Raw genomic sequence first — 19,806 nt, forward strand, 5'->3', positions numbered from 1 at the left:
GAAAATTTTTTGAATACAGAATAGCGTTTTATCTTTGTAATACCACCAATCCAATTACAAAAGAAATAATAATGATTAAAATTTGCCAGTCATCACGATAAACACAGGAGAAATCCTGAATTTCAACAGGGAGTAAAGTAATACAAAAACTGCTTTACCTTTTTACTCATGATTCTATGCCCTGTTTTGATCCCAATATCCGGATTTTATTCTTAGAATAGAACACGGATAACGAAAATATATCTGATCTTTTTGATCCAGGTAGATTTTAGCCTTAAAAAATTTGACACTCCAATCAATCAAAATATTACAACTATGTTTCAGGACGATCATTCACCCAAAAGGCCTGTTTCCAAAGATAAAGTTCCAGCAGTAGATAATCTGAAAGAGAGTCTGAAAGATCAGGCAGTAACCAGAACTACTCAGAAAGTACAGGAAAAATCAAGCGGAACTGTTAAGAAAGCTACAGAAAAAATGGTTCAGGCTCAGGCTTACACCGGAATGGTTCAAAGCGGTTCCCAAATGTTTATGAACCAGGTTAAACAGCCTAATCCACCTACATTGGTAGAGGATAAAGTATGGTCAAAACAGCCTACTTCCGGAATTTATAACGCCAATACAATTCCTGGCAATCAGGTAGCAGGAATCAACCGTGTGATAAAGCTTGAAATTGTAATTGACGGAAAAGTAATCAAACATTTCAAACATTTTCAGCTAAAACAAAGTGCTGTAAAGCATCATGAATTCGATCTTATGTTGGCTCATGATACTCTGGGAAGCTCAGAAAATCATAATCTGGAAGAAGCCCAGAACTTTTTGGGGAAAAGAATTACCGTGATTTTCAGATACAAAGATGTAGAAGACGGTCCTGAAAGAAATTTTGTAGGAGTTATCACTGAAGTAGGTTTCAGTCAGGAAAAAGGAAGCCTGGGAAATATTGTTCTTACAGGGGCAAGCCCCACTGTCCTTTTAGATGCAGCTCCTCACATTCAGAGTTTTGGCGGGGCACAGGAGATCAGTCTGAACAGTATTGCAGATCAGGTGATCAAAGAAGGTCTTGGACAAAATTCCTTTGATTTCAGAGTAGATGCTGCACATGGTAACGTTTCGTACAGCTCACAATATGAAGAAACCCATTACAACTATCTGGCAAGAATAGCAGAAGCGTATGGAGAACAGTTTTATTATGATGGTGAAGTCCTGCATTTCGGAAAACTTCCACCTCAGGAAAAGCCTGTGAAACTTACTTACGGAAGCAGCGTAAGTGATGTAAAAATCAAAATGAAAGCCCAGCACGTGAATCCTTCATTTTATGGATATAACAGCAGCAAAAATGAAAAATTAACGACAGGCAATTCTAAGATTACCCATACTTCAGATATAGCCAAAAGAGCTTATGAAATATCAGAAAAAACCTTTACAACTCCTTCATTGAGAGTCGCTCCGATAAAAGCGGTGTCTTTTATGGATGTGGAAAACTCTCAGAAAGGAACGGCCGGAAGTAAAGCCTCAGAAGTATTTGTTATTTCAGGTGTTACTACAGTGCCATTCCTGTATCCGGGCTGTATTGCGGATATTGAAATGCGAAAGGCAGAAAGCAGTGAAACGACCTATTTCACCAAACTGATGATTATAGAGATGTATCACGAGGTGGATGCAAGAGGATATTATACCGGAACATTTGAGGCAATAGCTTCTGACACAGGATTTATTCCACGACCGGAGTTTCATACGCCGAAAGCAGATGCACAATTTGCCAAAGTAATTTCCAATGCAGACCCTTTAAATCAGGGAAGAGTTAAAGTTCAGTTTGACTGGCAGAATGGCTCTACCACTACAGAATATATCCGGGTAATGACCCCTGATGGTGGCGGAAGTGAAAAAGTAAGCAAAAACCGAGGCTTTATGGCCATTCCCGAAGAAGGCGACCAGGTTGTGGTGAACTTTGCCCATCAGCATCCTGACCGTCCTTTCGTGATGGGAGGAATGTTCCATGGTGGAGTTGGCGGTGGTGGCGGAGCCGGGAATAATATTAAAAGCTTAAGCAGTAAAAGCGGACATACCATGAGTCTGGATGATGGAGGTGGAATTACCGTAAGAGATAAAGACCAGAATTCCGTTTTTCTGGATGGAGCAGGAAATATAACCATAGACAGTAAGATTTCAATTACCCTCAACTGTGGAAGCAGCTCTATTTATATGGATAAAGACGGAAATATTCAGATCAAAGGAAAAGAAATATTTGTACAGGGAGTCAATATCGGAGTGGGAGGAACAACAAGTATCGGCGTTGGAGTAGGTCCTGAAGACGGTGATCCTACTTCCGGAGTCGGAATCAAGTCAGATACTCTGGATATCGGAACCAAAACCCTTTCCATGAGAGGAGATACCGAAGCTAATCTCAGCAGTGGAGGAAAAATAAATGTAGGTGGCGGAAGTGAAACAAATATTGTAAGTGGAACTGTAAAACTGAATTAAAAGCAGATGAATCCAGTAGATTTGGAGTTGGTAAAATTAAAAAGACAATGGCAGAAAGTCGTTTCAAAGAACGAAGAAAAACCTATGCTGATCTGTATAGGAGAAAAACATGAAACCGATCTTTTTGATGGATTTATCAAATCAAAGCTTTCCGAAGATGAAGAAGGAGATGATATTTTTTTACTCCATTATCAGGAATTTAACGGAATGAAATCTTTCGGACAGACTTTACTGGATGAATGGACCGAATTCTACGAAATGCTGAAAAAAAGTGAAGAAAATATTCCGCAATGGGAACTCAAAGATCCGGAACAGGTTTTTAAAACAGATGCCTACAAAGCATTTTATCCTTTACTGGAATTAAAGAAAAACTTTCCCAATATTAAGGATTCAAAGATTTACCTCTATATAGCTCCGCTCAGGATCAGTGATACAGAAGAGCTGTCCCTCTGGGTGAAAGAATGGTGCAGGATCTGTGAAATTTCAGAAAATAAAGATCTTAAACTGGTTTGGGCAGAACATCATACCCATAGAACACTATCTCAGATTCCTTCAGCACACACTTTCAGGGTAGAAGTGGATATCCATCAGTTAATGCAGAATACTGCAGCGCATACTAACCGGAAGAAAAACAGTCCGGATACGGATTTTCAGCAGCAGATTCTTATAGCGAGTAACCATTTAAGTAAAGAAAGATTCAAAGAAGCGGAACATGCCTTAAAAACAGCAGTGAAGCTCGCTAAAGAACAGAAAAATAAACAGGGAGAGATTTCTGCCTATTTTATGCTTACCCAGGCGTATACAGCAGACAGGAAAAAAGACAGGGCAGAAGATACTTACCGGATCATATTTGAAGAAGTAGAGTCCGACTCGCCTTTGGAAGTTCAGATGTATATGAATTACGGAAGCCATCTGTTAGGAAATTCCAAAAAATCCAAAGCAGAAAAAATATTTGAAAAAGCTGCAGAAACAGCACAAAAGATAGGAGAATATGCGATGGCTATTGAATGTTACAGAATCATTGGTACATTAAATGATACGCTGCTGACAAAAGATAAAATGATAAGGTATTTTGAAAAATGCCTCGACATAGCAAAATTAATGGATTCTTCAGTACGGGAACAGAGCAGCCTGCGGTTTGTAGCCTCAATGCTGATTCTCAAATACGAAGGTGACCATTCTAAAAAAGCAATACTGGACAATGAAATGAAGACTTATTTTGGTGATGACTGGCGAGTGAGTGTAGAAAGACCAAAAGCAGGGTAATCTCAAATTAAAAAAATTATGGCAGATCTGAATAAAAAGACAGTAAAACCCATAAAGGTTGCAAAACCGGATATGAACCCCGACCGTTCTTTGAAGGTGAACGCAGACGTTACTTCAGTGAGCTGGGACAAAACCAAACAGGGTTGGAAGAATGGGATGAAAAATAACGTTGACTCTCTGAATCCTGTATCTATGGTTAAATCCTTAGCTGGAGGAGATAGCGCTCAATCTGGGAAAAGTAGTGGCGGAGGTGGCGGAGGCAGTGCTGTAACTGTAGAAAAAGCCGCTCCGGAAAGTAAAGTAAAGCTGATCAAAGTGAATACTCCGGCTATGCCTTCCACTGCCATTCAGCATACGAGCAAGCATTTTGATATCGTGCTGGCCATTGATATCCACTGGACACTGATTCCACCACCACCATCATTTATGCTGATTCCACTGCCGTTGCCACATCCTTTTATCGGGATTGTTTTTGATATCATGGATTATATCACCATCACCATTCCGATTCCACAGTTTGCAAGAAATCTGATGCCATCACTGCCGGAAAGTATTCCGATGGGAGGCTCCATATACGTTCACGGAAGACATAAAGCAACTACCACTACCAGTGTAATGGGAGTGGTGATTCCTTTCAGGCATATTACTTCCTTGATTCCTGTATATATCATTCCTTTTCCTCAGGAAGCTCCGCATGAAGGAGAAGTGTATTACGGCTCGCAGACCGTTTTGGCTCAGGGAAGTAAAATGAGCGGAAACCAGCCACAGCAGGTGCTTACCTGTATGGGATTTCCTTTCGGGATGACCATGCTGCCCGCCATGCCGGATAAACCAAAGAAAAATCCACTGGCTTATTTTGCTTTCTATAATAATTTTTCAAGCATGTATATCCAGATCAATACGGGAGGTCCTGTATTGGTGGGTGGAGCTTTTGTTCCGCATGTCTATACACCCGGAGAAATGCTGATGCGTCTTGCAGGGATGTTTTTAATGAGAAGTTTAACCAAGAAAATAGGAAAACTGGGAGCGAATGGATTAAAGAAATTCAATAACAGTGTCCTTAAAAAAGCGCCTTTCAGTAAATTCAAATTTGCCAATGCTTTATCTAAAAAATTGTGTAAATGGGGGTTTGAGCCGGTTAATCTTGTAACTGGAGCCATGGTTTTTGAATGGGATGATTTTGAAATTCAGGGAAGCACTCCTTTACAATGGAGAAATGTATGGCACAGTGACAGACCTTATGATTTTGGGCCATTAGGGAATGGAGTCTTTAATAATCATGATTTATTTATTCTTCCTGAAGAAGACAATAAGTTTGCTGGCTGGATGCATCCGGATGAAAACATAGCGATGTTGATTCCCGCACCTGAAATTGGGGAAGAGATGACTTATTTCAGGGATCAGAAAATATGGCAGTACAGACCAAGCAGCAGTATCTGGGTCATCCGTAAAGGAACTGATATTTATACCTATAAACGTTTCTATCATGTTACAGAAGGAACAATTTATAAGGTGATTCGTATTGAATATGGAGATGGCACGATCAGAGAATATGAGTATGAAGACCGGAATATTATCCTTAAAAGCATAAAAGATGTAAAGAGTGGATTCAGCATAGAAACTGTTATTCATCCAGAGTATAAAAAAGTAACAGAAGTATATTACTGTTATAAAAAACAGAGAGACCTGCAGGTTCGCTACGATTATGATGAGCGGGGAAATCTTACCCATGTCTGGGATATTCATAAAAAAGCAATTGCCTATGAATATGATGGAAAAAATCAGGTGGTGAAAAGAACCAACCGAAACGGAATGAGTTATCATTGGGAATATGATAAAGAAGGAAGGGTAATTCATACAAAAGGAGCAGATGGATATATGGAAGGAAAACTTCAGTATCATGATGAAGAAGGGTTCACGCAAGTTATTTATCCAAAACAAAACAACAAAACAGAAGAATATCATTATGATGAAAATTTTCTGGTTTATAAAATGGTTGATGGAGAAGGAGGGGAGACCTGGTACGATTACACAGCTCACAACGAGCTGAAAATGATAGGATCTCCGGAGGGTAGAGTGGAAGGATATACCTATGATGAAATGGGAAATATCAAGATTTTCCATAGCCTGGATGGGGAAGAGTATCATTATCAGCACAATGAATTCGGACAGGTGATTGCCCGTCTCTCACCTTCAGGGACTTCTGAAACATGGAGTTATGATGAAGACGGAAAATTGCTGAGCTATACCGATCCCACAGAAGAAAGCGTATATTACGAATATGTCGATGGGGAAAGACTTCCTGAAACCAGTAGAAGGGCAGATGTTATCACTCATTATGAGTATAATCAGAGAGGGCAGATTATCCATTTGACCAATAGCGCAGGGGCCGAGCAATATCTGAAATATGACGAATACGGAAGAATGTTGGTTTTCAGTCCAAAACCATTAAACAGAACCCTTCTGAATAGGGACAGAATGGGAAGAGTAATAGAAGTAAATGAAGAGGGACAATTACCTTTGAAACTTCGTTATGATGCTTATGACCTTCCGGTATATGCTACAGACGGCCGTGCAGAATGGCTGCTGAGCTATACCCCATTGGGAAGCCTGAAACGTAAGGTGAGAAGAAATGCAATTACCAATAAAAAAGAAGAGACCTTGATTTTTGGATATGATGCTTATGAAAACTTAGTAAGCATTACCAATGAAAAAGGAGAAATCTATTCTTTTGAAAGAAATAATAATAACGAAATCATAGGAGAAACAGGTTTTGACGGTCAGAAGAAGTTCTTTATTAGAGACAAAGACGGGCTCATTACCCAAAAAAGAACTCCGCAGGGAAGCAATACATTTTATGAATATGATTTAGGACGAAGAATAACACAGACTCATTACCCTGACGGCACCTGGGAGGCATTTCAATATGATACTTCAGGATTACTGATTAAAGCTGATAATGAAGACAGCAGTATCAGTTTCCAGAGAAATAAATTAGGACAGATCACCACTGAAAAACAAGGCGAACACTCTATCCAGTATGAATATGACGATCAGGGAAATCTTATAGGTCTGCAAAGCAGTTTGGGTGCAGAAATAGAATATTCTTACAATGATCTCAGACATCTTAAAACCGTTAGAGCGGCTACTCCGGATCTTCAGTTGCCATGGCAGATGAACCTCAATATCAGCCAAAACGAACAACTGCTTTCCCGCGAAATGACGGGTGGGATAGAAAGCACTTTTGAGTTTGATCATATCGGAATGCCGGTAAGCCAGAAAGTGACAGTCAATAAAACAGATACTGCCTTCCATAAAGATTATGACTGGGCAGCAGGAAGCCGTTTGCTTCATATTCTGGACAGGGTGACAGGTGGACGGACAAAATTTGATTATGATGCCTTTGGAAGCCTTGTCGCAGCAGAAAATTCCAGTGGAGAAGTTCAGTATAAAAACCCTGACGCAACTGGCTGCCTGTATGAAAGTGCAAGAAGAACCGATCGTGTATATGATAAAGGCGGAAAACTGATGCGTGACAAAAACTGGTTCTATCATTATGATGATGAAGGAAACTTACTGTTAAAAAGTAAACGGCCTATTAATAATGTGAAGCCGGAAAATAGAGAAGAGGAGAGTATTGCTCATCCTTACTATAAACCCATTGCTTCAGACTGGCTGAATACTCCTAAGCTGCCGAACGGTATTGATCTACCGGATGTAAATTCCGTGCCTTCAGAAGAAGTACAAAGCCCGGAATGGAATCCTGGTGACTGGGCTTATTTCTGGCATGCCAACGGTATGCTTACCAAAGTAAAACGTCCGGATGGAAAAGAGGTGAGCTTTGGATATGATGCACTAGGAAGAAGAATATCTAAAATTGGAGCAAAGAAAATAACTCGTTATATTTGGGATGGCAATGTTCTTTTACATGAATGGAGTTATGATATTGATGAAGAACCTGTAAACACAGTAGATGATGACGGAAACATCATTTCAGGAAAAGAACCTGTGCAAGATGTGGTTACATGGGTATATGAGCGAAATTCATATGTGCCATGTGCCAAAATTATCAACGGAGAAAGCTATAGTATTGTTTCTGATTATTTAGGAAGACCTGTTCAGGCTTTTGATGGAAAAAGTGAAGTAGTCTGGAGTACAGAATATGATATTTATGGAAACCTTAAAAATGTGAAAGGTGACCGATATTTTATTCCGTTCAGGCAGCTTGGGCAATATGAGGATATAGAAACAGATGGTCTGTATTATAACCGATTCAGATATTATGATAATGATAGTGGAATTTATATTTCTAAAGACCCGATAGGTTTAGAAGGAAGAAATCCTAATTTATATGCATTTGTATTTGATAGTAATATTTGGGTTGATGTTTTTGGATTAGACGCATTTTATCAATTGTTTAGTAATGGTGTAATGGTATATGAAGGAATAACAGAAAGGCCTGTTCAGGAACGTTTTATGGAGCACGCAAGAGACGGGAAAGTCTTTGACGAAGTCAAGTATGTTGATAATTTAAATGGAAGAATTGCCTCCAGAAATATTGAAGGTTCTGCGTTATTTCATCATAAGAGTCAAGCCTTACTAAATAAAAGAAGACTTGATGGTGGTTTCTATCATTCTTATGATCCTGCTAAGTTGAAACAAGGAAGAAAATTCTATACACTTGCTGAAATAGACGATATTATGAGTAAAGCCGAGACCAAATCTGTAGAAAGTAACGGTAAATTTAAAGTTGAATGTAAATAAAAGAAAAATAGATAAATGAGTAACATACCTCAAAAGATCCAGAAAAATATTGATAACATTGAGTCATTAAAAAAACAAATCTCAGGATGGAAAAAGTTAAGTGATGAAGAACTTTTTCAGGCTGTTAAGGAATTTGAAAAAACTCCAAGACTGGAAGTTTCAATATATTATAATGATCTCTTTAATGATGCAGAATTTACAGGTATCCTGTTAGATATTTATAAAAATAATGCTGACAATACCAAGTTAGTTGTTCTTCTCATTTCTGCAATAGGAAATATGCTTCAAAGATATAATCTTCCGGAAACAAAGGAAATCTATGAGGTGATGCTTGAAAATGCTTACAAAAAAAATGTAGGTCCTTATGTGGCGATATTTCTTCCAAGAATGGAACATTTTAAAAATTACAGTAAAAAGTGGCAATACTTTATGGAGGTGAAAAATATGTCTCCGAAGAAGGTAGCAGAAAGCTCTTTTGAAGTAATTATGGATTTATTTGGTAGTAAAATTCCTGAGGAAAATAAAAAAGAGGCCGCTAATTATTTCAACAAAAAAGCAGAAGAATCCAATAATGAATATGGGAAACAATATTATTTAGATTTAGCAAATAAGTTTAAATAATTTATGGAATACTTTGAAAAAAAAGAAGGTAATATCTTTTTCATAACCCTATTTTTACCTGGTGGGGTAAAGGAAAATATTAAAAATTATAAATCTTTTAAATTTTCTGAAAATGAGACCTATGCTTATGGAAGATTAATTGAAAAAAATGATTCAACAGGAGATCTTATTGAAATATTTAAATATACAGGTGAAATCCCAAAGGATAAAAGTATAATTCTTAATTCTGGAAGGTTAACAGATCCTATTTATACTACGCTGGCTTTTGACAGAAGTAGATGGAGATTTATTTTTGAAACAGATAATTATGATAAAAATAAGGATTCCAATTATTCCGAAATAACTTTTATTCTGGGTACAGAAAATAGCTTTGACTTATGGAAAGGTGGAACAAAGCAGAGAATAAGTAATGACGAAGCTAAAAAATATAACCTTTGGACTATATTCAATCCAACAAGAGTTGAAGATGCCATAAAAACTAATAACTTGGCTCAGCTCCAGCAATAGAAACGTTAAGATTATGGAAATTAATGAATTAAAAGAAGTTATCAAGCCCTTTTTTTGGGTAGAACATGCAAACAGCTTTTCGGTGTGCTTAGACGTGGGAGCGTATAAACAGGAAATATTTGATACCCGTGCTGATGAAGGGTTTGAAGGAAATGGGTACGATTGGGCATCATTGGCAGATGTTTTTATTAGAGAAAAAAGAGCAGATCTGATGGATATCATTCATTTTGATCCTGAAGCAGGAATGTTTTGTGCTTACTCTTCCGATTCAGAAAAGTTGAAAGATTTTATTTTAAGCTTTAAAAAAACATGTGAAGATGAAACTTTAATCAAAGATTTGTTTTCACGGGCTGAACTTGACTAATCAAATATTAAAACAGTTTAAACAGGTTTACATGAGATAAAACTTAATCCAAATCCAATCCAAATATATATGAAGAAAATATTCTCAGAACTTAAAGGTTTTGTGGTGTTTAGTCCGCAGCTTTTAGCAAACTACCTGCAGGAAAATCATCTTCCGGGTACTAATATTTTAAAATATTTCGTAGAAAATGAACATGGAGACGAAATAACAAAATCAGGAATCGCTATTCCAATAATAGGTGTAGAAGAAGATTATTATGCATTCAGAGTCTCTGTGAATGACGAAAAGATTTTGAATGATGATGAAGTAGAGGTGGAGTCACGAGGCTGGATATTTCAAACCGCTAATAATGAAGTGAAAATTGTTGGCATTGGCTATTTAAAAGATATTGCTGCTATCAGCGAAGAAAATAGTGTCACGCTATCTCTGGAAAACGGATGGTATTCTTTAAAAATACGGGGAGGGAATAAAGACGGTGAAAGATTATTTGAGCTGAATATGCAGAAACAGGACATGTTTCCGGCCTTTAGCGGAGATGTGACTACCGAATATTATTACGGGTAAAAATAGGCATTAAAAAATAGTAATGAATGCACAATGCCTTTATTAAAGGGTAAATAACTGAAGTTGAGCTATTAATAAAATTGATTTAACGGTTTGAAAAGATAGAATTTTCTTCAAAAACAGAGAAATGTAAATTTTCTTCAAAAAATATTTTGCCAGTAATAAAAAACGTTCTATATTTGCACCACTGAAAACAACGGTGTAACCGGAGTTAAAGGAGAGTTGGCAGAGTGGTCGATTGCGGCAGTCTTGAAAACTGTTGACTGTAACAGGTCCGGGGGTTCGAATCCCTCACTCTCCGCAATTATTCAAACAAAATAGTACAAAAAGCTGTAAAATATTTACAGCTTTTTTTGTGCTTTGTTGATATGTAGAATCTTTAAAATAATTCTTAATCTTTGTGGCAGAATCTTGGAAGTTTGAAAGGTCTACCGGTACAAAGGAAGATCCAAGATCCAATATTTACAAATTGAAAATAACTTCCATCTTTTTATGTATGATATAAAAATTTAATTCTTTAGTTTTATCAACAATCTGAAAAAATTAATTGATTAATTTTATGAACAGATGTAATGCTGTTTTATTTGAATCTTTAGGCTGAAGCTTCCCCCTATTTAACAAAGCCAGCGATTCTAAGTTAATACTTTACAAACCTTAATTTACTATGGAAGATAATAAACTAAATTTCAGAAAAGTAAAGATTCAGGCTTTTACAAAAGTATTGTTATTTTATGTCTGCACTATAATAATACTGATTTCAACATCAGAATTAACAAAAGAATTATCAAAACCAAAAGGTGATTTATTGTCTGTTTTTATAGCAATGCTGGCAACATTTCTTCTTACCGTTTTATTTGTAAAATGGGATAAGATTACACTTTCTGAAATTGGAGTAAGACCAGGCAGAGTAACGCTCAAAAGGCTTTTTTATGGATTTATAATAGGCTTGTTATTGGCAATCCTCCAGGCTTTAATTGTTATGGCTTTCGGGCATCTGAAATTAATAATGTCTCCTGGCTTCAAGTGGGGAACAATTGTTTTTTATCTATTCTTTTATGTGCTTATAGCCGTTCGGGAAGAATTGGTTTTCCGATGTTATTTATTGAGAACATTAGACTCTAAATTTAAAGCAGTATTCGCATTATCCGTAATGATTATACTGTTTATTTTTGAACATATTTTATCCGGTATGAGCTGGAAAATGTCAATCATTGGTTCCGGTTTAGGAGGCTTGTTATTTGGCATTGCTGCATTAAAAACAAAAGGAATTGCTTTGTCCGTTGCCCTTCATGCATCATGGAATTTTGGACAATGGGTAACAGGTTTTAAAAATCAATCCGGTATATGGAATGCAGTTGTTGATAAAGGATATGAAATTCAGACAGAAAATATAGGATTAGCAGCTTTTGTCTTGGTAATGGTTTCGGCTGTGTACATTTTATCTTCCGGAAGAATAACTATTTAAATGGATAAGAAAGAATAAAGAACTGGTTAATTCAAAATTAATTCAAAATTGAACTACCAGTTTCCAAAAGATTTTATCGTGGAAGTATTTGGGAATTATAACTCAGCAGCCAGGAATATTCAGGGTAAAAACCCACAATCGATTACGTACAGCATTGCAGCCAGAAAACAATTCTGGAACAAAAAAGCAAGCATAGGTATCACAACAACCAATCCTTTCAATAAATACATCAAGCAGGTAACAACGGTTGATACCAATGACTATAATTCCTATTCCGTACGTCAGTTGCCGCTTCGTTCTTTTGGGATCAGCTTCAGTTATAAGTTTGGAAAAGATTTTAAAAAGGACAAAGATATCAGTAATGATTATTTAAATGAGGCTTCACAAGGGAGTTAAAAGATCTGGTGGTCCTTTTTTGGAAGAAACGAAATACCAAAGTTTTCCGAGCGGTCATGTTTTATTTTATACGGTTTTTTTCGGGACATTGATATTGATTATTCTTCGTTTAAAAAAGATAAAATATAAAGTGAAAATTTTTCTTATAACGGTTTGTCTTTCCATTATTTTTTTCGGCGCAGTTTCACGGGTTTATTTGGGTGTGCATTGGTTTAAAGATGTTCTGGGCGGGTTTATTCCTGGTGTTTTCTGTGTCTTGATGATGGGATATTTTTATGTTAAAAATGATACGAAAGTTTCTGGAAATATAAATTAACAATTTGAAATTCAAAATTTCTACAAAATCGTTTCTGAATATTGTGTAGAAAATTCAAAATTTAATTAAAATGAAAAAAGTAGCAATTCTATTAACAATGATTACAGCTGTAGTTTTCGTTAATGCACAAAAAGTTCAGCAAAAAAATGTTCCTGGACCGGTTCTGAAAGGTTTTCAAAAACAATTTCCAACGGTTAAAGATGCAAAATGGGAAAAAGAAGACGGTAATTATGAAGCAGGGTTTACAATAAATGGAACGGAAGCATCCGTTGTGATCAATCCTTCAGGCAGCATTCTTGAAACGGAAACAGAAATGAGCAGCAATTCTCTTTCTACTTCTATCAAAGCATATATAGTTAAAAATTATCCTAACCAGAAAATAAAAGAGGCGGCGAAGATTACTGATTCAGAGGGTATTGTTACTTATGAAGCAGAAGTAAACGGGAAAGATCTGATTTTTGATAATAAAGGAAAGTTTTTAAAGGAAAAAAAAGATTGATATTTTTTTTAAGCCATGGTTTTAATTGATCATCAACAAACCTCAAAAATGCCTGAGTCATCAATATTACGATGAAAAGAAAATAGTAAGATTAGGATGTGCTTATAAATTTTAATAAAAACTCAACAGAGATCATGGATAATTTACTAGAAGCTGTTAGCAGGTATGTGATATTATTTCTTTCAGAAAATCTTTCGGAGCATCTTTCTTTTCACTGTATGAGTCATACCTATGATGTAGTAGCTGCGGCAAGGGAAATTGGCGTACAAAGTAACCTGTCGGAAGACGAAATGTCGGTCTTATTGGTGGCAGCATGGTTTCATGACAGCGGATATGCAAATCTTTATATCGGTCATGAAGAAGAAAGTCAAAAAATAGCAAAGAATTTCTTAGAAAATTGGGGATGTGAAAAAAGTTTTATTGATGCGGTTTTAAGTTGTATTGATTCTACAAAATATCCCCCAAACCCTTCTTCTTTATTAGACAAAGTATTGTGTGACGCAGATTTATATCATTTGACACAACCAAATTATTCAAAGTACGCAAATGCAATCAGACAAGAATTTGAAAAATATCTCGGCCTTATTTATACTGATGAAGAATGGCTGGTAAAGAACTGTAACTTCTTAGAAGATCATAAATATTACACAGATTATGGTCAGAATGTTCTTACAAAGTTTAAAGAAGTGAATATTCAATTAATAAAGTGTTCCGAATAAATCTTAAAATCAATGAATTACCAAGATGTCAAAGTTTACTAAAAAAATAGCATTTCGACTCTTCATATTAGTTTTTGCTTGTGGAAAAATAGCTGGACAAACAAACAATGATACCATTCGGGTTGAAGAACCAAAGAAAGATAGTATCATTGCGTTAAATACCGAAAAAAATCATCTGAACTATAAAAGCTTAATTATTCCTACAGCACTTATTGGTTATGGTGTTGCCAGTTTGTCTGTGAATGGCCTCAAGAAATTAAACTTCTCCACCAGGGATGAAATTAATGAGCACCAACCGGATCATATCAAACTTGATAATTATACTCAATTTGCACCTGCAGTTTTAGTATACGGGTTAAATGCAATAGGTGTGCAGGGAAAGCATGATTTTAAAGAAAGAAGTATCATTTACGGAACTTCCATGCTAATAACATCGGCCATCACGATTCCTTTAAAACACATTGTTAAAGAAGAGAGGCCGGATGGTTCTAATAATCTATCGTTTCCTTCAGGGCATACGGCAGTAGCATTTGCTTCTGCTCAATTTATGTTCAGGGAATATAAGGACACCAACTTCTGGCTGGGAGTTTCAGGATATTCATTTGCTGTTTTTACAGGAGTTTACAGAATGTTGAATGATAAACATTGGGTAGGGGATGTTATTGCAGGTGCTGGTTTTGGAGTCCTTTCCACAGAATTAGCCTATTGGTTATATCCAAAAATTAATCATTTTCTGGGTGGAAAAAACAAAAATATGGCTACGATGGTAATGCCGTTTTATCAGGATAAAAGTGTGGGAATTGGCTTGGTTAAAACTTTTTAAATTGATCATTAAAAACAAAAATATGTGGTTCTATTATGCTTTATTGTCGGCTTTGTTTGCCGCATTTACTGCTATTTTTGCCAAAATTGGAGTTTCCAACATCAACTCTAATCTTGCAACAGGTATCAGAACGGTGATTATTCTTGTTTTGGTCTGGAGTATTGTATTTATCAATGGTGAAGCGAAAGAAATGGGTTCTTTATCAAAAATGAACATTCTATTTCTGGTTCTTTCGGGAGTTGCAACGGGATTATCCTGGCTGTTTTATTTTAAAGCACTACAAATTGGAAAAGTTTCCCAGGTAGCCGCTGTAGATAAATTGAGTGTGGCTATTGCCATCATTTTATCCGTATTATTTTTTAAAGAAACGGTAACATTGAAAACAGTAATCGGAGCTTTGTTAATCATTAGTGGAACAATATTGTTTGCTTTGAAATGATGTATTGATTTTCAATTTTAATTAAAAATAATTTTTATTGAATCCAATTATTTTATCTGTATTATACAGTTTTTTTATGCTTTATGAGTATGTAGAATTTTTAAGAAAGTGCAGAAGTCTATCAATTATAAAGATTAAGAGATTTTAAGATGAAAGTTGTTATTTTTGTAATATTATGCATGATCAGCTATACCAACTTATTTCAGAAAATGTAAAGCTCTCAGATTCAGACAGAGCATTATGTACTCAATATTTTGAACCTGTCTTGTATCCAAAAAACAGAATAATTGAGGAAGAAGAAAAAATACCACAGTACTTGTATTTTGTGGTTTCCGGTTTTGTCCGGTTGTTCCATTATAATGATAAAGGAGATGAGATAACCACCCATATCAACTGTCCTCCCGGCTTCATTACTTCCTATTCCAACTTTACCAGTCAGAGTAAATCTGATGAAAACCTGGAGTGTATTACGGAATGTGAGCTTTTACGCATTACAAAGCCTGATCTTGATCTGCTTATGCAGCAAAGCCCTGTATTTAAAGATTTCAGTTTTTTGATATTTCAACAATCGTTATCCTATAATGAACAACGCGCAAAGGAACTGGCAACGCTTACTGCTGAAAAACGCTATTTGAAGCTGATGGCTCAAAATCCTGAAATTCTGCACAATGTCCCTATGCAGTATATTGCTTCTTTTTTAGGAATGAACCCTAAAAGTTTGAGCCGGATCCGGAAACAGATTGTTAAGTAACATTTGTGAAGTGATTTTGAATGAACAACACTGAACTTTGCAGTATCATTTAAAATCAAAAGATATGACAAACAGAAACTTGGTGTTGGTTTCAGGAGCAAATGGACATTTAGGTAACAATCTCGTAAGGTTACTCATCAAAAAAGGAATTAAGGTCCGGGCATCCGTTCGCAACATCAAAAACAAAGAATGTTTCAATGACTTGGACTGCGAAGTAGTACAGGCCGATATTACGGACAAAGCTTCATTCATTAAGGCTCTTCAGGGTGTTCATACATTTTATGCTGTAGGAGCTTCATTTAAATTGTGGGCTAAAGATCCTAAAAAGGAAATCTACGACGTAAACATGAACGGGACCCGTAATACTATTGAAGCCGCCGCCGAAGCGGGTGTTAAAAGAATTATCTACGTAAGCTCTATTGCAGCTTTGGATTATACCGATCTTCCCGCGAAAGAAAGTAATGGCTATAATCCTGACCGTCGGGATATGTATTATAATTCCAAAAACGATGGCGAAAAACTCGCTTTTCAACTGGCTGAAGAACTGGGAATAGAGCTGGTATCCGTACTGCCGGGTGCCATGATAGGAAGTGAGGCATTTCTTCCCCTGAATGTTTCTTACGGTGTATTGAGGCTGATTTTAAATAAGCAGATTCCCATGGATACCAAAATAACACTTAACTGGGTAGACGTAAAAGATGTTGCAGAAGGATGTTATCTCGCTGCGCAAAAAGGGCGTTCAGGAGAAAGGTATATTTTAGCTAATGAAAAATGTATGACCATTACCGACACTACCAAACTGGCTCAAAAGTTTTATCCGGAATTGAAAATCAAAGTACCGGGTGCTGTTCCTAAGTTTGTACTCTATGCAATTGCAGGATTAATGGAATTAACAGCTAAAATTAATGGAAAACCTCCGGTGTTAACGACAAAAGACATTGCAATGTTTTCAGGATTACAACAGAACTTTGATTTGTCTAAATCCAGGAACGAACTTGGTTTTCATCCAAAAAATCCCGAACAAGCAGTGAAAGAAGCTTTCTCCTTCCTGATGGAAAATAAGAATTTGCTGTAAATGAAATCCTGTAAAATTAAAAGTTTGCAGGATTTTTTTTTGCCCGTATTTCCGAATAAATTTATCGCTTATACTTTGAATTTTCATGTTTGTATTATTATATCATATTGTTGTTTAAGTTGATTGTTTCGTAATTATTTGTGACTAGAGTATGAAAAATGGTAATTATAAATAGTGGTTTACTTCTTTTTTAATAATAAAAAGTGTGCTTTTTACATTTTTTTTTCACCCAAAACGAAAAAAAAAATCATTCTTCTTATCATAATATTTATTCAGAAAAAAATAATTATTTTTTGGGTATTGTCGTATTGCAATTAATTGTGAATTCATGTCTTATGAAATAAGTAAGTGTAAATTTAATGATAACCTTATCATATTTTTTATACAATTGATATCATAAAAATTCGATATGTAATGCATTGATAAGCAGTAGATAGTGGTAGTTTTATTTTTTTTATTCAGATGAATTTTTATATTTGTAATGTTACCAAAATGTTAACGAACTAATGAATCAGAACTTTATCCATACCTATGTCTCTGTAGATTGTGTTGTCTTTGGATTTGACCATGAAAACCGGTTGAATATATTATTAGTACAACGCCATGTTGATGATGTACCGTTGGAAAAACAGATCAAACTTCCTGGAAGTTTGATTTTCAGTGACGAAGATGTAGATGATGCTGCACAAAGAGTACTTCATGAACTTACAGGAATTAAAAAAATGGTTCTTAAGCAGTTCAGATGCTTTGCAGATCCTATGAGAGCAAGCAATGTGCATGATATCAAATGGATGGATCAGGAATACAAACATCATATAGACAGGATCATTACAGTAGCCTATCTTTCTCTTTGCAAAATAGATCATAAGATCAACAGCACAAAATATGATACCGTAGACTGGTATCCTATTGATGAGGTTCCGGTACTGCCGTTTGACCATAATAAAATTATCAGTGAATCTTTGATGGAGATCAGAAAATGGATTGAATCCGATTTTTCCATTATTTTTGAGCTGCTGCCTAAAAGATTCACCATAAGACAGCTCTATCAGCTCTACAGCGCTTTGAATGAAAAAAATATTGATATTAAGAATTTTCATAAAAAAATATCTTCATTCCCCTATATCGTTCCTCTGGACGAAATTCAAAAAGATGTATCTCACCGCGCAGCAAGATATTACAGATTTGATGCTAAGATTTACAAGAAAAACAATACAAAACTTATAAAATAACCCTTTTTAAAAATTATGTACTTACTAGGCTATGACATTGGCAGTTCTTCTGTGAAAGTGTGTCTCATTGAGGCGTCCAGCGGAAAAGTGATTGCTTCTGAATTTTCTCCCAAAAAAGAGATGAAAATCACTGCAATAAATCCGGGATGGGCAGAGCAAAATCCGGTAGACTGGTGGACCAATCTGAAGTTGGCACATGAAGCTGTTATGCATGAATCTGGTGTACATGCTGAAGATATTAAAGGAATCGGAATTACCTGGCAGATGCATGGTTTAATTCTGGTAGACAAAGACCAGAATCTTTTAAGACCGTCAATTATCTGGTGTGACAGCCGTGCTGTACCTTATGGTGAAAAAGCTTTCAAAACCATAGGAGAAGAGAAATGTCTTTCACATCTTTTAAACTCACCGGGAAATTTTACCGCGTCAAAGCTTGCCTGGGTAAAAGAAAACGAGCCTGAAATTTTTGAAAAGATAGATAAAATAATGCTTCCGGGAGACTATATTGCCATGAGGCTCTCCGGACAGATAGGAATAACAATTGAGGGATTATCAGAAGGAATCTTCTGGGATTTTAAAAACAACTGTATTTCGGAAGATATTATCAACCACTATGAGATCCCGAAAAGCTTTTTCCCGGAAATTGTATCCACTTTTGGCATCCAGGCAACAGTTTCAAGGGCGGCAGCTGAAGAATTAGGTCTGAAAGAAGGTACCCCTATTTCATACAGAGCAGGAGATCAGCCCAACAATGCGCTTTCCCTGAATGTTTTTAATCCCGGAGAAATCGCCTCTACAGCAGGAACTTCAGGAGTGGTGTATGGAGTTCTGGACCAGCTGGAATATGATAAATTATCAAGAGTAAATACATTTGCCCATGTCAATTACACACCGGAACAGATCAGACTGGGAGTTTTACTTTGTATCAACGGAACAGGAATTTTAAATTCATGGTTGAAACATAATTTTGCAACCTCACTTTCCTCTTACGGCGATATGAACGATATGGCTTCACTTTCACCTATCGGCTCAAAAGGGTTAAGCATTATTCCTTTTGGAAACGGTGCAGAAAGAGTGTTAGAAAATAAAGATACAAGCTGTTCCATTCACGGAATTAATTTCAATATCCATTCAAAAGGTGATATTCTGCGTGCAGCACAGGAAGGTATTGTATTCTCTTACGAATACGGAATGGATATTATGAGAAATATCGGAATGGATATCCAGGTGATCCGGGCAGGAAATGCCAATATGTTTTTAAGTTCAATCTTTCGCCAGTCACTGTCCAGTGTCAGCAATGCGGTCATTGAACTTTATGATACCGATGGAGCGGTAGGAGCGGCAAGAGCTGCCGGCATGGGAATAGGATTTTATGCAGATTCCAGAGAAGCATTTTCTTCACTTGAACAGATAGCGGTAATAGAACCTGAACACGAAAAACAAGAACAATATTTAGAAGCCTATGGCAGATGGAAACATCATCTTAACGAAATAATCTAGGACAAATTCAACAGTATTTTTGATCCT

The 19,806-nt window shown here is 36.2% G+C and carries 18 protein-coding genes and 1 tRNA gene; all 19 read left to right on the top strand.

The window, feature by feature from the left end; translation table 11 throughout:
* Positions 1 to 315: 315 nt before the first annotated feature.
* The 19 genes from FN817_RS01735 to FN817_RS01825 all read left to right on the top strand — a co-directional run bounded on the left by FN817_RS01735 (position 316) and on the right by FN817_RS01825 (position 19,779).
* Complete coding sequence (locus FN817_RS01735; protein ID WP_142716450.1) at positions 316 to 2,478, top strand: type VI secretion system Vgr family protein; 2,163 nt, start codon at positions 316 to 318, stop codon at positions 2,476 to 2,478.
* A 6-nt stretch (positions 2,479 to 2,484) separates the two neighbouring features.
* The gene (locus tag FN817_RS01740; RefSeq protein ID WP_142716451.1) at positions 2,485 to 3,744 is read left to right on the top strand and encodes a tetratricopeptide repeat protein; all 1,260 of its coding nucleotides are present in this window, start codon (positions 2,485 to 2,487) and stop codon (positions 3,742 to 3,744) included.
* Between the two features lie 18 nt (positions 3,745 to 3,762).
* Positions 3,763 to 8,508, top strand: a complete 4,746-nt coding sequence (locus tag FN817_RS01745) for an RHS repeat-associated core domain-containing protein (RefSeq protein ID WP_228451440.1) — start codon at positions 3,763 to 3,765, stop codon at positions 8,506 to 8,508.
* Between the two features lie 15 nt (positions 8,509 to 8,523).
* Complete coding sequence (locus FN817_RS01750; RefSeq protein WP_142716452.1) at positions 8,524 to 9,129, top strand: hypothetical protein; 606 nt, start codon at positions 8,524 to 8,526, stop codon at positions 9,127 to 9,129.
* Between the two features lie 3 nt (positions 9,130 to 9,132).
* Positions 9,133 to 9,636, top strand: coding sequence for an Imm26 family immunity protein (locus FN817_RS01755; RefSeq protein WP_142716453.1), 504 nt, complete (start codon positions 9,133 to 9,135; stop codon positions 9,634 to 9,636).
* 13 nt (positions 9,637 to 9,649) lie between these two features.
* The gene (locus FN817_RS01760; RefSeq protein WP_142716454.1) at positions 9,650 to 10,000 is read left to right on the top strand and encodes an immunity 51 family protein; all 351 of its coding nucleotides are present in this window, start codon (positions 9,650 to 9,652) and stop codon (positions 9,998 to 10,000) included.
* 69 nt (positions 10,001 to 10,069) lie between these two features.
* A complete protein-coding gene (locus FN817_RS01765) occupies positions 10,070 to 10,564 on the top strand; it encodes a hypothetical protein (RefSeq protein WP_142716455.1) in 495 nt (164 codons plus the stop codon).
* A 216-nt stretch (positions 10,565 to 10,780) separates the two neighbouring features.
* Positions 10,781 to 10,865, top strand: a tRNA-Ser gene (locus tag FN817_RS01770).
* A gap of 363 nt (positions 10,866 to 11,228) precedes the next feature.
* Positions 11,229 to 12,029: a CPBP family intramembrane glutamic endopeptidase gene (locus FN817_RS01775; protein WP_142716456.1), complete on the top strand. Its 801-nt coding sequence runs from the start codon at positions 11,229 to 11,231 to the stop codon at positions 12,027 to 12,029.
* A gap of 48 nt (positions 12,030 to 12,077) precedes the next feature.
* Positions 12,078 to 12,425 (top strand): outer membrane beta-barrel protein, encoded by a 348-nt coding sequence (locus FN817_RS01780; protein WP_167498797.1) that lies wholly within the window; start codon positions 12,078 to 12,080, stop codon positions 12,423 to 12,425.
* Entirely contained in the window at positions 12,403 to 12,741 is a 339-nt protein-coding gene (locus tag FN817_RS23555; RefSeq protein WP_142716458.1) for a phosphatase PAP2 family protein, read from the top strand. The genes FN817_RS01780 and FN817_RS23555 overlap by 23 nt, the downstream gene beginning before the upstream one ends.
* A gap of 70 nt (positions 12,742 to 12,811) precedes the next feature.
* On the top strand, positions 12,812 to 13,240 hold the full coding sequence (locus FN817_RS01790; protein ID WP_142716459.1) for a PepSY-like domain-containing protein: 429 nt from the start codon (positions 12,812 to 12,814) through the stop codon (positions 13,238 to 13,240).
* 134 nt (positions 13,241 to 13,374) lie between these two features.
* Positions 13,375 to 13,959, top strand: coding sequence for an HD domain-containing protein (locus FN817_RS01795; RefSeq protein WP_142716460.1), 585 nt, complete (start codon positions 13,375 to 13,377; stop codon positions 13,957 to 13,959).
* 25 nt (positions 13,960 to 13,984) lie between these two features.
* On the top strand, positions 13,985 to 14,782 hold the full coding sequence (locus FN817_RS01800) for a phosphatase PAP2 family protein (protein ID WP_142716461.1): 798 nt from the start codon (positions 13,985 to 13,987) through the stop codon (positions 14,780 to 14,782).
* Positions 14,783 to 14,804: 22 nt separating this feature from the next.
* Positions 14,805 to 15,221, top strand: coding sequence for an EamA family transporter (locus FN817_RS01805; protein WP_142716462.1), 417 nt, complete (start codon positions 14,805 to 14,807; stop codon positions 15,219 to 15,221).
* A 175-nt stretch (positions 15,222 to 15,396) separates the two neighbouring features.
* Entirely contained in the window at positions 15,397 to 15,972 is a 576-nt protein-coding gene (locus FN817_RS01810; RefSeq protein ID WP_142716463.1) for a Crp/Fnr family transcriptional regulator, read from the top strand.
* A 64-nt stretch (positions 15,973 to 16,036) separates the two neighbouring features.
* Positions 16,037 to 17,047: an NAD-dependent epimerase/dehydratase family protein gene (locus tag FN817_RS01815; protein ID WP_142716464.1), complete on the top strand. Its 1,011-nt coding sequence runs from the start codon at positions 16,037 to 16,039 to the stop codon at positions 17,045 to 17,047.
* Positions 17,048 to 17,553: 506 nt separating this feature from the next.
* The gene (locus FN817_RS01820) at positions 17,554 to 18,279 is read left to right on the top strand and encodes an NUDIX hydrolase (RefSeq protein WP_047422594.1); all 726 of its coding nucleotides are present in this window, start codon (positions 17,554 to 17,556) and stop codon (positions 18,277 to 18,279) included.
* A gap of 15 nt (positions 18,280 to 18,294) precedes the next feature.
* Positions 18,295 to 19,779 (top strand): xylulokinase, encoded by a 1,485-nt coding sequence (locus tag FN817_RS01825; protein WP_142716465.1) that lies wholly within the window; start codon positions 18,295 to 18,297, stop codon positions 19,777 to 19,779.
* Positions 19,780 to 19,806: the final 27 nt, after the last annotated feature.

Source organism: Chryseobacterium rhizoplanae (assembly GCF_900182655.1).
GTDB lineage: Bacteria > Bacteroidota > Bacteroidia > Flavobacteriales > Weeksellaceae > Chryseobacterium > Chryseobacterium rhizoplanae.

Excerpts from the sequence above, each read along its gene's own strand:
- FN817_RS01800 (WP_142716461.1), top strand. The coding sequence starts at position 13,985 with ATGTCAAAGTTTACTAAAAAAATAGCATTTCGACTCTTCATATTAGTT.
- FN817_RS01810 (WP_142716463.1), top strand. The coding sequence starts at position 15,397 with ATGCATGATCAGCTATACCAACTTATTTCAGAAAATGTAAAGCTCTCA.
- FN817_RS01820 (WP_047422594.1), top strand. The coding sequence starts at position 17,554 with ATGAATCAGAACTTTATCCATACCTATGTCTCTGTAGATTGTGTTGTC.
- FN817_RS01775 (WP_142716456.1), top strand. The coding sequence starts at position 11,229 with ATGGAAGATAATAAACTAAATTTCAGAAAAGTAAAGATTCAGGCTTTT.
- FN817_RS01760 (WP_142716454.1), top strand. The coding sequence starts at position 9,650 with ATGGAAATTAATGAATTAAAAGAAGTTATCAAGCCCTTTTTTTGGGTA.
- FN817_RS01745 (WP_228451440.1), top strand. The coding sequence starts at position 3,763 with ATGGCAGATCTGAATAAAAAGACAGTAAAACCCATAAAGGTTGCAAAA.
- FN817_RS01750 (WP_142716452.1), top strand. The coding sequence starts at position 8,524 with ATGAGTAACATACCTCAAAAGATCCAGAAAAATATTGATAACATTGAG.
- FN817_RS01790 (WP_142716459.1), top strand. The coding sequence starts at position 12,812 with ATGAAAAAAGTAGCAATTCTATTAACAATGATTACAGCTGTAGTTTTC.
- FN817_RS23555 (WP_142716458.1), top strand. The coding sequence starts at position 12,403 with ATGAGGCTTCACAAGGGAGTTAAAAGATCTGGTGGTCCTTTTTTGGAA.
- FN817_RS01805 (WP_142716462.1), top strand. The coding sequence starts at position 14,805 with ATGTGGTTCTATTATGCTTTATTGTCGGCTTTGTTTGCCGCATTTACT.
- FN817_RS01735 (WP_142716450.1), top strand. The coding sequence starts at position 316 with ATGTTTCAGGACGATCATTCACCCAAAAGGCCTGTTTCCAAAGATAAA.
- FN817_RS01755 (WP_142716453.1), top strand. The coding sequence starts at position 9,133 with ATGGAATACTTTGAAAAAAAAGAAGGTAATATCTTTTTCATAACCCTA.
- FN817_RS01765 (WP_142716455.1), top strand. The coding sequence starts at position 10,070 with ATGAAGAAAATATTCTCAGAACTTAAAGGTTTTGTGGTGTTTAGTCCG.
- FN817_RS01740 (WP_142716451.1), top strand. The coding sequence starts at position 2,485 with ATGAATCCAGTAGATTTGGAGTTGGTAAAATTAAAAAGACAATGGCAG.
- FN817_RS01815 (WP_142716464.1), top strand. The coding sequence starts at position 16,037 with ATGACAAACAGAAACTTGGTGTTGGTTTCAGGAGCAAATGGACATTTA.
- FN817_RS01795 (WP_142716460.1), top strand. The coding sequence starts at position 13,375 with ATGGATAATTTACTAGAAGCTGTTAGCAGGTATGTGATATTATTTCTT.
- FN817_RS01825 (WP_142716465.1), top strand. The coding sequence starts at position 18,295 with ATGTACTTACTAGGCTATGACATTGGCAGTTCTTCTGTGAAAGTGTGT.